Source organism: Paenibacillus xylanexedens (genome assembly GCF_007680605.1).
Lineage (GTDB): Bacteria > Bacillota > Bacilli > Paenibacillales > Paenibacillaceae > Paenibacillus > Paenibacillus xylanexedens_B.
Map to the genome: position 1 here is coordinate 1 of NZ_VEIO01000002.1, position 13,223 is coordinate 13,223.

A 13,223-nucleotide genomic window follows, 5' to 3' on the forward strand; every position below is an offset into this window, starting at 1 on the left:
CGAGGTAGATAGGCTGGGGGTGGAAGTGCAGTAATGCATGGAGCTGACCAGTACTAATCGGTCGAGGGCTTATCCAAAATGCAAGTTTTGATCGCGTGCGTTTCGTTTCGAATCTAGTTTTCAGAGAACAACAACTCTGAATGGTGAAATGAAAATCGGTACATCACGGAATGTGTGTATGATTTTCAGTTCCAATGGAATGGAAAGAAGGTAAACTTTGATCCAATCGCGTTTGGTGGCGATGGCGGAGGGGTTCCACACGTACCCATCCCGAACACGACCGTTAAGCCCTCTAGCGCCGATGGTACTTGGACCGCAGGGTCCTGGGAGAGTAGGACGCCGCCAAGCAAAGAAAAAACACACTTGATGAAAATCAGGTGTGTTTTTTTGTGTGGACAATTAAGTTTAAGCTAAGTGAGAAAACAGTTTCAGTTATGATACGAAACAAGTCTGACGAAACACCCTTATTTTGACTTGCTTTATACATAAAATACTGTCTTTCCATTGTGCCAAGCTGTGATACAATAGGTGAGGTCTATATAGAAACGGAACACGCATAATTACGAGGAGGAACCGTAACACCATGAAATCAGCCCCGTTTATAGCTGTTGAAGGTCCGATTGGAGCGGGGAAAACAACGTTAGCTACGATGCTTTCCCAGGAATTGAATCTCCCATTGGTTAAAGAAATTGTCGAGGAGAACCCATTTTTGGCCTCCTTTTATCAGGATATCGACGAGTGGAGCTTCCAACTCGAAATGTTTTTTCTGTGTAACCGGTTTAAGCAACTAGAAGATACCGGCGCTCAATTTATTAAACAGAACAGCCCAGTCGTTTCGGATTATCATATTTATAAAAATTTGATCTTCGCTGAACGTACCTTAAAAGGAACGAAGCGGGATAAATACCGCCAAATCTATCATCTGTTAACGGATGACCTGCCCAAACCCAATCTGGTGCTCTACATTGAAGCTGAGCTGGATACATTGATGTACCGGATTAATAAGCGCGGGCGTTCCTTTGAGCAAGATATGGACCCAGCGTATATGGAGCAGTTAATTGCCGACTACAAAACAGGGATGGAGTATTTGGCCAATGGAACGAATCCGCCAGTCATTCTCAAGATTGATGCAGAGCAACTTGACTTTGTGGAACATCCTGAGGACTTCAGACAGATTGTTAATCAAGTAAAGGAGCTTATCATATGAATAACTATGGCATTCCAGCGAATGCATTAATTACAGTAGCAGGAACCGTAGGGGTGGGGAAATCCACACTGACGGCGGCACTTGCAGATCGATTGAATTTCAAAACGTCGCTTGAGCAGGTTGATCATAATCCGTATTTGGAAAAGTTTTATCATGACTTTGAGCGCTGGAGTTTTCATCTGCAAATTTATTTTCTCGCTGAACGTTTTAAAGAACAGAAAAAGATTTTTGAATTGGGCGGTGGTTTTGTACAGGATCGCTCCATCTATGAGGATACGGGCATCTTTGCACAGATGCATGCCGATCAGGGCACGATGTCTGCTACCGACTTTGAGACGTATAGCAGCTTATTTGAAGCGATGGTCATGACACCTTATTTTCCACACCCGGATGTTCTGATCTATCTGGAAGGCAGTTTGCCATCGATTCTTAACCGGATTAACGAACGTGGACGTGAGATGGAGATTCAGACAGATCGCTCGTATTGGGAGCATATGCATGAGCGTTATTCCGTGTGGATTAACCGGTTTACAGCGTGTCCGGTACTGCGTCTGAACATTGATGAGTACGATGTGCATGATCCCGCTTCAGTCGATGCTATTCTGGGGCAGATTGCGGCTGTTATTAAGCCTTCCAAAGAAGCTCAGGTATAATTAATTATATTGATCCTCCGTAGGACAAGTTTAGGCGAAATAGACATCTGTTTTACAGTGATTCAGGCTGTGGAAGGGGTGTCTTTTTTTGATTTTTATATAGGTCAATTCCAAAAAAAAGGATTTAGTTAATCAAGCTTTATTGGAATATGTATGTATATAGCTATAAAAATACAGAAAAATGTTGAAATTTGAAGCTTTTTGTGGTTTTATAGGAAAGGTGAATTATGGAAATATAGTATAAGCATGACTCAGGAGGGAAAGACATCGTGGAAGAAAAGCAAGGAGTACAGATTGGAATGCCGATCATCGGTGGTTTGATTGCTGCCATACTGGGAGGTGTGGTATGGGCTGCGATTGCAGCTATGACGGAGTATGAGGTTGGACTTATTGCGATACTGGTTGGCGTGCTTTGCGGGTACGCTGTCGTGTTGTTCTCAAACAAAAAAATCGCAACGGTGCACAAGATTATTGCTGTTGTTTTCGCGTTGGTGGGTATCTTGCTCGGTAAATACTTGACAGTGGTTTATTTTACATCTGAATTGTTTACCGATACAAGTATGCTGACTCTGGTATTTGACGGAGAAATGATTAGTGCGTTTGCAGAAACGATACAAGAATACTTTAGCGAGCCTACAGATTGGTTGTTCATCGTTTTGGCGATTGTATCTGCTTGGCAAATTCCAGGCCGGATGGCGAAAACAAGCATGGCATCAGACGCATCAAGCTCTGATCAAGCACCCAGAGCGTAAGGAAGGTACGAAGTTCTCGGAGTGGACATCGATATCAGGATGGTTCACATTGCGGCCGGGATCGGTGAAGATGGTTAAAAGGACGTAACGCCTTAGGGGTTACGTCCTTTTTGATGTTATGGATTCTGCTCGGCGAATACAGCCATGGCATTACACATGAACTGTGCTAGCCCCTCCCCAAACTGATCGATGTTCCGTGTGAAACGTTCATCGTCTACATACATCTGGCCAAGGACTTTGAAGGCTTCTGGGGAATAGCTCCCCAATCGATTCAGAACCATGTACCACTGTTTAATCTCGGCCTGGGCTTCGGCAGATTCGGGTGCAGTGTGGCGAATGGTAGCTAACCGTCTAAAGATATCATTCATCTGGTTAGGTAGTTCATTTTGTTTGTCACCCGGCTGGTCATTTAATTTCTGGTTTGCCTCATTGACGGCTTTGTCACCCCAGCGCTCACGGGCTTCCTGTTCGTACGGGTTTTGACTAAAATCAAAACCCTGAAATTGTTCTTTAGGGGTCATTTCAATCTCTCCTCTCAGATGTAGTACGGTTTTATCGATGGTGGTAATCATTTGATCCAGACGCTGGCGTTTTTCCAGCAAAATCAGTTTATGCATACGCAATGCTTCCTCCGCATCAAAGGCGGGGTCATCTAAAATGTTTTTGATTTCTTTTAACGAGAAGCCGAGTTCTTTGAAAAATAAAATCTGCTGGAGTCGTTCCAGATTGGTATCCGAATACAATCGATATCCGGCAACAGTGACCTCTTCCGGAACAAGTAACCCGATCTCGTCATAGTGATGCAGTGTGCGCACACTGATCGAAGCAAGTTCGGAGACTTCCTTTACTTTCATGGCCATGGGTGAAACCTCCTTACACCATAAATTGTACAATGTCACGTTACGTGAGAGTCAATATGTTCATTTGGTTATGAAGGAGAAAGGCAACCAAGTCGAATAACTGTTTTTCGTTCATGTAACGGACACCTTTTCCATTCAAGGGCACAACAGGCGGATCAATGGAATTCAAAGCAAAGTATGCGAAAAAAAAGGTTTTTCTTTGTTATTATGCTCAACTACCTTTGATGCTGTATGCACAATCCCTGCTCATTTCTGTAAGCTTATCAAAGATAGCAAATGAACATTTGAGCTATCCAAAATACAGAATAAAGGGGCTTTCAATGTGATTTCAAACGAGATGGATTCCATTAAAGAAGACATATATGCCAAAAAACAACGTCTTCCATGGGTTGCTTTGCTGGCGTTAGCTATGGCAGGGTTTATCTGCATACTTACTGAAAGTCTGCCTGCTGGATTACTACCCCAAATTGCCAACGATCTTGGCATAACGGAGGCAAAAGCCGGACAACTTGTTACGTTGTATGCTGCAGGCTCTCTGGTAGCTGCAATTCCGCTGACTGTGGCAACACGGGGGTGGAGACGCAGACCTCTTTTGCTGTTATGTATACTAGGCTTTCTCATATTTAACACGGTGACTGCCTTATCATCTGTATATGTTATAACGTTGATTGCACGTTTCTGTGCAGGGGTGGCAGCGGGGGTGTTGTGGGGAATGACTGCTGGTTATGCGCGTCGCATGGTGCCTGAGTCATTAAAAGGAAAGGCTGTAGCTGTTGCTATGGTAGGTACACCTTTGGCATTGGCGCTTGGTGTTCCGATCGGCACTTTTTTGGGAACATATGCAGGCTGGCGCTTAATCTTTGGAACGGTATCCATATTGACGCTTGTCCTGATCGTATGGGTGTTCTGGAAAGTTCCAGATTATGAAGGCGAGGCCAAGCAAAATCAACTCCCATTGCATCAGATTTTCTTGCTTCCTGGAATCCGGCCGATTCTGTTTGTAGTGCTTGCCTGGGTGCTGGCTCATAATATTTTGTATACTTACATTTCTCCTTTTCTGGCAGAGACAACACTGGCCCATAGAGTTGATCTGGTTTTGCTCATATTTGGCGTAACTTCAGTAATTGGCATTTGGATGATTGGGCTACTGATTGATCGTTACTTAAGGACACTGGTTCTATTAAGTATTGCAATATTTGCTTTTGCCTCAGCGGCGATGGGGATCTGGATCGATCAGCCGGCCGTTATCATTATAGGAGTAATCGCATGGGGACTGACCTTTGGCGGAGCGGCAACGTTGCTACAAACAGCCATTGCACATGCAGGAGGCCACAGTGCGGATATTGCTCAATCGATGTTGGTAACGGCATGGAATCTAGGGATCGGTGCGGGAGGTATGGTTGGTGCTATCCTGCTTCATTGGATCGGAGCTAGATTCCTGCCGGGTTCATTGGTGCTATTGTTGTGTATTGCTCTTCTTATCACGTTATGCTCTAAAAGGTATGGATTTCCCAGTTCGCGCTAAAAGAGGATATTTCCATAAACAAATCTGAGAAGATGAATGGTTAGGAATCCTTTGTGATCAGGAATTGGGGTTCTTCAATCAGGTTTTTGCACGCAATTGGCGAAGACATTGCGATAAGTGTAGTGTAGGTTCCGTATTTGTCACATTGATTTCCGAATGCCTCCAAGTCGGCAATAGAATCTGTCATGACTTTTAATAAATAGTTATGTTCTCCACTGACGCGATAACATTCTACAACTTCAGGCGAGGTACGGCAGAAATCAAGGAAAGCAGTGCATTCTCTAGTCTGAAATAGTAGATAGGATGTACTTTGTTTTCCTAATTTTTGCGGATTAATAATAGTGCGATATCCTTCAATAACACCACTTTCCTCCAGTCGTTTTACGCGTTCCGTGACGGCTGGCTGTGAAAGTCCCACCAATTTTCCTAATTCGGTCATAGACAATCTGGCTTGGCTTTCCATATGAAACAGGATGTTTCTGTCGATCTGATCCATAAATTAACTCCCTTTTATTATATAGGTTATTTCGTGAAGGAACTTTTATATTCATAGTAATTAAAAGATAATGTTTTGTAAATGTGAAGCTTTATAACAGAAATGATTTATATATTAAAGATGTTTGGGATGGAAAGGCAGGAGACGAAATGGATATGTGCGTGATGCAAGTGGGAAGAAGGCGAGAAGAATGAAAGAATTTTTAAGAATGCAGAAGGGGTAAGGGGGCGCAAAAGGATGAACAGGTTGCGGAAGGATAAGGATTAAATGGATGCAGGAGGATGTATAGGTTGCAAAAGGAGGCAAAGGAGGCGAAGAATAAAACAAGAATGGAAAGGGGCGAAGAATAAAACAAGAATGCAAAGGATGCAGAGCGAGTGGCTACATCCTTTGCATTACCGGGCGGGAGCATGGCTATGCCTGCTCCCGGCGGATGATCGCAGCGAGCTGTGCAGTCGCTGCGTGCACATCGGCCGCGCCCGCGATGGCGGAGATGACGGCTACGCCGTCGGCTCCTGCCGCCATCACGGCGGCCGCGGTATCGGGCGTAATGCCGCCGATACCGACCACCGGAACTGCGATGCCTGCGGCGCGCAGTTCCGCAACCCCGGCGGGGCCCAGCACAGCGTGGGCATCCGCTTTGGAGCGCGTCGGGTACATCGGCCCGACGCCAAGATAGTCTGCGCCCGCCTGCACGGCACGGCGGGCTTCAAGGGCGGAGTGGGCGGATACGCCAAGCATCCGCCCATCTCCGATGCGGGCGCGTACCAGCGCCGCGTCCGCATCGTCCTGGCCGACGTGCACGCCGTCGGCCTCCACCGCCACAGCCAGCTCCACATCATCGTTCACGATGAACGGTATCCCGTGCTGGCTGCACACCTCGCGAAGCCGCAACGCAAGCGTTATGCGGGCTTCGCCTGTCAGGGCACCAGTTCCCTTCTCGCGGAACTGGAACAGCGTGATGCCGCCAGTGATCGCCTGGCGGAGCACCTCCACCGGGTCACGCGTCGTATTGACGCTGCCCATCACCAAATACAACGGCAGCGCGCGGCGCACCGCTTCCGAATCCCTTCCACGCATCAGCGTTCACCCCGCTGTCTGCGCCGGTACGCAAAGTGATTCGTCGGCCCGTGCCCGGCCCCGAATCCCAGCTCATCTTCAATGGCTGCCTGAATGAATGCTCGCGCGGTCGTAACGGCAGCCAGAATAGGGGAGCCCTTCGCCAGTTCCGCCGTAATGGCAGCAGAGAACGTGCAGCCTGTTCCGTGGGTATGACGTGTCATAACACGAAGGTTCTCCAAATAATGAAAGGAATGCCCGTCATACAGGACATCAACAACCACAGCGCTCCCCGTATCATGTCCTCCTTTGATCAAAGCATACGTTGAACCCATCTGCACCAATTGCTTGGAGGCTTCCTCACGCTCGCTCAGGTTCCGAATCGGCTTCCCGATAAGCAGTTCAGCTTCCGGGATGTTAGGTGTGATAAGCAAGGCATGGGGAAGCAGATCCTGAATGAGTGCTTGCACAGCCTCCTGCTGAAGCAGAGGCGCACCGCCTTTGGCAACCATCACGGGATCAATCACCAGATTAGACCAGCCGTACTGCTGGCATTTTGCCGCGACAAGACGAATAATCTCGGCACTATATAACATACCTGTTTTAATAGCACGCGGCTGAAAGTCGGCTCCCGTTGAATCAAGTTGCTGGGCAATGCCATGATAATCAATCGGAAACACCCCTTGAACCCCTGTTGTGTTCTGCGCGGCAATTGCAGTAATGACCGTCATGCCGTATACACCAAGTTCCTGAAAGGTTTTGAGGTCCGCCTGAATTCCTGCACCGCCGCCGTTATCAGACCCGGCAATCGTTAACGCTTGAGCAATATTCATCACACACCCCCACGAATCTGACGGATTTGTGCATGCTCGGAGAACAGCGAAGGTGTGATCTGCGCCAGTTGATTTAACAATTCAATCTGGAAGCTGCCTGGCCCCTGATGAGCCGTTCGTGCTGCGGCCTGTTCAGCGGCTATACCGTAGGTTGAGACAGCTTCCACCACACTGTTCAGCATATCGCGTCCCGGCTCGCCAATCGCAGCAAAAGCACCAATGACTGAGCTGAGAAGACAGCCTGCCCCGGTAACTTGGGTGAGCAATGCATGTCCGTTGCTTGTGAGAAAAGTATGATATCCGTCTGTAATAATGTCGTACTGACCTGTAATGACAACAATACAGTCAAGCTGTTGCGCTGCCTGCTCGGCAATGCCAATCCGGTCTCCTTCGCCAACCCCGGCATCCACACCTTTGATATTCCATGGTACACCAATAACATGAGCGACTTCGGCGACATTGCCTCGTAATACCGTAAGCCGAAGCTCACGAACCAGCATCTGTACTGTATCGGTGCGATATGTCGTGGCTCCTGCACCAACAGGATCAAGGACAACAGGCACATGATGTGCATTGGCCGATTGTCCGGCTAGACGTATCGCTTGAACGACCTTCTCATCCAATGTGCCGATGTTCAGAACCACCGCGCCGGCCATGCGAGCGACGTCAGCGACTTCTTCATGGGCATAGGCCATAAACGGAGAGGCTCCGAGAGCAAGCAGGCCATTCGCCGTGAAAGGGGCAACCACAAGATTGGTAATATTATGAACCAAAGGATTGAGTGAACGTACACGTTCAAGATAAGACATCTTCATTTCCTCCTTGATTTAGAATGATCTTGATGGTGATGAGAGTGAACCACACTCAGATATAGACAAGAAAAGCAATTTGCGTCTTGCTCCCAATAACTACCTTCTTCTCATGGGATTACAGAGATTTCATATTCAGAACATTTGAATCCCAGCCACATCGCCAAAATACAAAAAAAGCCCCGCCCATTTCCGGAGAAATGAGCAGAGCTATACGTGTGAACTGAAGTTGATCCCCGTCCAGGATAGAGATCATCCACTGCCAATAAAAGCCGCTCCACTTCCCTCCGCTGGTATAATCCAGATCAGGTTCGAAGGGTCCGAATCGTCGTATTCGTCTCAGCCTTAAGGCTCCCCTAGTGAAAATGTACAAGATATGCAGTTATATCCTCAGCATATATCCATCTCGTCTTAATGTAAATAGGACGGCAACGAAGTCTTGAAAATGGGCGGGGAATATACCGGAACTTTGTATAGATCCGCTATTGTGATTTACCTTAGCTCGTTAACCCGATATAATGGGGATTGGCTCATATGGCCGTACTACGAATGAGGGCAGGACCGTTGTTCCTCCCGGCAGAATGGGGACCCTGAGTTGAAAACGTTCAAGAAAGTATATATTGAAATTACGAGCATCTGTAATCTGGCATGTAGCTTTTGTCCACAAACGAAGCGAGCCAAAGGATTTATCGACCCTGAAGTCTTTAATAATATATTGGATCAGATCAAACCACACACAAAACATATTTACCTGCACGTCAAAGGGGAACCGCTGCTTCATCCCAAAATTGACCTGTTGCTGGATATGGCTCATGCCAAGGGATTTAAAGTGAACATTACGACCAACGGTACGCTACTGCCGAAGACACAGCATAAATTATTGGGCAAACCTGCACTGAGACAGATGAATTTCTCGTTGCACAGCTTTGACGGCCATGAAGGTTCTACGGATCGCGACGGATACTTGCATAACATCTTGTCTTTTGTTCGTGAAGCGGTGAAACATAACGTCATTGTCTCGTTCCGACTATGGAATCTGACGCAGGATAACTTCACCAATGCTCAGATGAATCGCAATCGGGAGACACTTGAGGTGCTGGAAAAGGAATTCAATCTGGACTTCAATATTGAAGAAAAGGTTGTTGCAGGTAGTGGCGTGAAAATTGCACCTAACGTATACCTGAATCAGGACCATGAATTCCAATGGCCAAGTCTGGATGCACCTGAAGATGATGGAAAAGGTTTTTGTCATGCATTACGCAGTCAGGCAGCAGTGCTGGTTGATGGAACCGTGGTTCCATGCTGTTTGGATGGAGAAGGTGTCATCAACCTTGGAAACATTCATGAAAAGTCTTTTTCCGATATTGTGGATGGAGAGCGTGCGAACAATCTGGTATACGGTTTTTCCAAACGGGAAGCTGTAGAAGAACTTTGCCGCAAATGCGGATACCGCCAGCGTTTTGGAGCAGGAGCATGAGACGGTGTGGCACATCGTAGAATAATTTCTAGTGAATTCAGGCTTGTCTGCTGAAGTATAGATGGAACGTTCTGCGGCCCTATTGTCTGATATCAGACGATAGGGTCTTTTTTTGATGGAACTTAACGGTAAAAACAGCATATTGCGAGTTAACATCGGTACATATCAAATAAACAAAAATCAAATAACAAGGCGTTTCTATTGATTTTACTCTAATAAGTGTAAATATGATCTCAAGATTATTCCTGTAATCTCCCTTTTTTTGTAGGATTAGGATAGGCTCCGAGCAGTGATCTACTTCTGCGGTTCTGTCAGACAAGCTAGCGTGCTTGGAGACAAATTCACTCATATTAAGGGAGGATGTTCATGATGAAAAGAATGTTAACGCTGTTGTTGTCCGCCGGTCTGGTCGCTTCCATATTTGGTGTACTGCCCGCAGCGGCTGCGCCAACGGTTGTAAACTCAACGATTGTTGTACCTAAGGGCACGACGTATGATGGACAGGGGAAAACCTTTGTGGCTAATCCATCCACCTTGGGTGACGGTTCTCAAGCAGAGAATCAGAAGCCGGTCTTCCGGCTGGAAGCAGGTGCTACACTGAAAAATGTCATCATTGGTGCGCCAGCGGCAGACGGTGTACATTGTTATGGTAACTGTAATATTTCGAATGTGGTATGGCAGGATGTGGGCGAGGACGCGTTGACATTGAAATCGTCGGGAACGGTAAACATTACAGGCGGTGCGGCATACAAAGCGTACGATAAGGTGTTCCAGATCAACGCGGCAGGTACAATTAACATTAAAAACTTCCGTGCCGATGATATCGGCAAGCTGGTGCGGCAAAATGGAGGCACAACATTCACTGTCAACATGACTCTTGATAATTCCAACATCTCGAATGTAAAAGATGCCATTATGCGTACAGACAGCAGCAGCTCCCAAGGCAAAATTACCAATACACGTTATTCCAAAGTGCCAACGCTTTTCAAAGGATTTGCTTCGGGTAAAACGAGCCAGTCCGGTAATACGCAGTATTAAACTGTGGGGAGCTTAGTTATCCAAACTAGGTAGACTGGATCAGTGTACCAAATTTATTTGTCGAACAGTGCGGTAGGAATCACTAATCTAACCATTGAATAAATCTATCCATTAATCGTTTGAATAAGCATGTTGCTTATATAACTAAGCTATATGCACCAAACAGGGTGAAGCAGCGTAAATGCTGCTTCACCCTGTTTTTTTGTACTCATAACCGTACGACAACATCTAGCCTATTTGATTTGCATATGGGCAACAGGAAGCATCTTGTGATAACATGTGCACTAACTGTACCAATCGCAAGATTAAGAGGGGATACTTATGTCAATTCGCATCAAAATGTTGCTTTCGTTTACAGGCATGCTTGTTATCAGTCTCCTGTTTATTTTGCTTACAGCAAGTCTTTATACCATTGCGGCAACAGGAGATTTGCAAAGTTTTCGAGATATATACAAAGTCCATTATCAGATCAATCCACTGACGGAACAGGGAGAGACGATCTTTCAAGAGATGAAGTTTACGGCGAAAAGTAATCCGGACGAGCTACAGGACAAGGTATTGCTCCGGGAATATGATATGAAGCTTCGAGCCGAGAAATCCGGGCTCTACGTGAGGCGTGAGGACAGTCCGATCTTTGAATCGCGGACATTCCATCAACCCGGATTGGGACAGGCCCTTCCCGCCTATGATCTGAACAACAACCAGATTCGAAGCACGTTTAACATCGGTGAGCGCTTCTACGCATATGCCAAGTTTGATTTTCAGTATTCAGATGGAGAACGAGGCAGTATCTTTGTCATTCGGGAGAGAAGTCCGTTTGCAGAACTGACACGCAAGCTGTTACCTGTGATGTCTCTACTGTTGATTGGTGTCCTGATCATCGCTAACCTGCTTCTGTTCCGCTGGATTACACGCAGTTTCATTCAACCGTTGCATCAGTTACGAAGTTCGGCCGAACAGATTAAAAACGGTAATTTGTCTTTTAAGCTTAAACCTTCCTCCAATGACGAAGTTGGCCAGCTTAGTGAGGCATTTGAGAGTATGCGGAATCAGTTGCAGCGCTCCAATGAGTTGCGGCAGCAAGATGAGATTAACCGCAGAGAGTTGATCTCCAACATTTCGCATGATCTTCGCACGCCGATTACTAATATTAAAGGGTATATTGAGGGGATTCGGGATGGGGTAGCGAACACACCGGAGAAGATGGACACTTACGTCAACATTATTCATTCCAAAGCGGTTAGCATGGATAAACTGGTGGATGAATTGTTTCTATACTCCAAACTGGATTTGAACCAGGAACCCTTTGTGTTCAATCCGATAGATCTGGTTGATTTTATAGAGGATAGCATCGAGGAATTGCGATATGATCTGGAGGATAAGGGTGTAGTACTTGAATGGCATAACCGAGCATCAGGCTCCGTGGTGTCTGCTGTTGATCTCGATAAATTACAACGCACGGTAGTTAACATCGTAGAAAATGCACTGAAATATATGAATGATGACGACAAACGATTCCGCATTATACTTGAAGCCGATCAGGAGTGGAATACCATTACATTCCAAGATAATGGAAAAGGCATATCAGAGGAAGATCTGCCTCATATATTTGAGCGTTTCTACCGGGCCGAGCAGTCGCGCAACTCGTCTACGGGCGGAAGCGGTCTTGGGCTGGCTATTGCCCGCCAGATTGTAGACGGACATGGGGGCTTAATATGGGCTGAAAGCAAGCCCGGTGAAGGCACGAGCATCCATATTCAATTGAGACGACTCAAAGACGAGAGGGGGATGAATCCATGACTGATATTCTGATCATTGAGGATGAAACGACCATTGCCGAACTGGAGCGGGACTATTTTGAACTCCACGGATTTACGGTAGATCTGTGTCATAACGGGGATGAAGGTTTGCGTCGTGCTCTGGGAGAGAATTACCGGCTTGTCATCGTAGATTTAATGCTTCCGGGTATGGACGGCTTTGAATTATGCAGGCTCATTCGTGAAGAGAAGGAAGTGCCGATCCTTGTTGTTTCCGCGAAAAAAGAGGAGATCGATAAAATCCGCACGTTTAATCTCGGTGTCGACGATTTCATTACGAAGCCGTTCAGCCCAAGCGAACTGGTCGCCAGAGCCAAGGCCCACCTGACCCGGTACGATAGATTGCTTGGTAAGAGCAAACCTGCCGAACAGGATGAGATCCACATTCGCGGACTCCACATCGACAAGGGATCACGCCGTGTATTTTTGAACGGAGAAGAGGTGGGCATTACCACCAAAGAGTTTGATTTGCTTGTATTTTTGGCGAGTCATCCGAACCGCGTGTTCAGCAAATCCGATCTGTTCGAACGAATCTGGGGCATGGAGTCGAATGGCGATATTGCAACGGTGACGGTGCATGTTCGCAAGCTGCGCGGGAAACTGGAGAGTGATCCGAAACATCCCGAATACATCGAAACGGTCTGGGGTGCAGGGTATCGTTTCACCGTATAAGTTTAGAGAAAGATTCGTTGCAGTT

At 46.6% G+C, this 13,223-nt stretch carries 13 protein-coding genes, 2 rRNA genes and 1 riboswitch; of the genes, 10 read left to right on the forward strand and 5 right to left on the reverse strand.

All coding sequences use genetic code 11. The annotated features are described in order from the left end of the window. From FS818_RS14670 to FS818_RS14690, 5 genes are all read left to right on the forward strand, one after another. Positions 1–77 (forward strand): 23S ribosomal RNA (locus tag FS818_RS14670); the annotation flags it as partial. 154 nt (positions 78–231) lie between these two features. Further along, positions 232–348 (forward strand): 5S ribosomal RNA (gene rrf / locus FS818_RS14675). A gap of 235 nt (positions 349–583) precedes the next feature. Next, a complete protein-coding gene (locus FS818_RS14680) occupies positions 584–1,207 on the forward strand; it encodes a deoxynucleoside kinase (protein WP_090917349.1) in 624 nt (207 codons plus the stop codon). After that, positions 1,204–1,860, forward strand: coding sequence for a deoxynucleoside kinase (locus FS818_RS14685; RefSeq protein ID WP_145332922.1), 657 nt, complete (start codon positions 1,204–1,206; stop codon positions 1,858–1,860). Before FS818_RS14680 ends, FS818_RS14685 begins: the two co-directional genes overlap by 4 nt. A gap of 269 nt (positions 1,861–2,129) precedes the next feature. Beyond that, positions 2,130–2,612 (forward strand): hypothetical protein, encoded by a 483-nt coding sequence (locus FS818_RS14690; RefSeq protein WP_145332923.1) that lies wholly within the window; start codon positions 2,130–2,132, stop codon positions 2,610–2,612. Positions 2,613–2,728: 116 nt separating this feature from the next. On the opposite strand, the gene FS818_RS14695 is transcribed toward FS818_RS14690, so the two are convergent. Continuing rightward, positions 2,729–3,472, reverse strand: a complete 744-nt coding sequence (locus FS818_RS14695; protein WP_145332924.1) for a MerR family transcriptional regulator — start codon at positions 3,470–3,472, stop codon at positions 2,729–2,731. A gap of 337 nt (positions 3,473–3,809) precedes the next feature. Between FS818_RS14695 and FS818_RS14700 the strand changes: the two genes are divergently transcribed. Then, positions 3,810–4,997, forward strand: a complete 1,188-nt coding sequence (locus FS818_RS14700; protein WP_145333462.1) for an MFS transporter — start codon at positions 3,810–3,812, stop codon at positions 4,995–4,997. A 40-nt stretch (positions 4,998–5,037) separates the two neighbouring features. Here the strand turns inward: FS818_RS14700 and FS818_RS14705 are convergent, their stop codons facing one another. From FS818_RS14705 to thiM, 4 genes are all read right to left on the reverse strand, one after another. Further along, positions 5,038–5,493, reverse strand: coding sequence for an Lrp/AsnC family transcriptional regulator (locus FS818_RS14705; protein WP_145332925.1), 456 nt, complete (start codon positions 5,491–5,493; stop codon positions 5,038–5,040). A gap of 414 nt (positions 5,494–5,907) precedes the next feature. Continuing rightward, on the reverse strand, positions 5,908–6,573 hold the full coding sequence (gene thiE, locus FS818_RS14710) for a thiamine phosphate synthase (RefSeq protein WP_145332926.1): 666 nt from the start codon (positions 6,571–6,573) through the stop codon (positions 5,908–5,910). Then, positions 6,573–7,385, reverse strand: a complete 813-nt coding sequence (gene thiD / locus FS818_RS14715) for a bifunctional hydroxymethylpyrimidine kinase/phosphomethylpyrimidine kinase (protein WP_145332927.1) — start codon at positions 7,383–7,385, stop codon at positions 6,573–6,575. Before thiD ends, thiE begins: the two co-directional genes overlap by 1 nt. Next, complete coding sequence (gene thiM, locus FS818_RS14720; protein ID WP_145332928.1) at positions 7,385–8,194, reverse strand: hydroxyethylthiazole kinase; 810 nt, start codon at positions 8,192–8,194, stop codon at positions 7,385–7,387. Before thiM ends, thiD begins: the two co-directional genes overlap by 1 nt. Positions 8,195–8,459: 265 nt before the next feature. Continuing rightward, a riboswitch (TPP riboswitch) is annotated at positions 8,460–8,562 on the reverse strand. Between the two features lie 227 nt (positions 8,563–8,789). Between thiM and FS818_RS14725 the strand changes: the two genes are divergently transcribed. The 4 genes from FS818_RS14725 (at position 8,790) to FS818_RS14740 (ending at position 13,198) form a co-directional block, all read left to right on the forward strand. Further along, positions 8,790–9,671 (forward strand): radical SAM/SPASM domain-containing protein, encoded by an 882-nt coding sequence (locus FS818_RS14725; RefSeq protein ID WP_145332929.1) that lies wholly within the window; start codon positions 8,790–8,792, stop codon positions 9,669–9,671. Between the two features lie 369 nt (positions 9,672–10,040). Continuing rightward, on the forward strand, positions 10,041–10,709 hold the full coding sequence (locus FS818_RS14730; protein WP_145332930.1) for a pectate lyase: 669 nt from the start codon (positions 10,041–10,043) through the stop codon (positions 10,707–10,709). Between the two features lie 321 nt (positions 10,710–11,030). Beyond that, positions 11,031–12,509, forward strand: a complete 1,479-nt coding sequence (locus FS818_RS14735; RefSeq protein WP_145332931.1) for a sensor histidine kinase — start codon at positions 11,031–11,033, stop codon at positions 12,507–12,509. Next, positions 12,506–13,198 carry a response regulator transcription factor gene (locus FS818_RS14740; RefSeq protein ID WP_145332932.1) on the forward strand — a complete coding sequence of 231 codons (693 nt, stop codon included), beginning with the start codon at positions 12,506–12,508 and terminating at the stop codon, positions 13,196–13,198. The genes FS818_RS14735 and FS818_RS14740 overlap by 4 nt, the downstream gene beginning before the upstream one ends. The last annotated feature ends 25 nt before the right edge of the window (positions 13,199–13,223 follow it).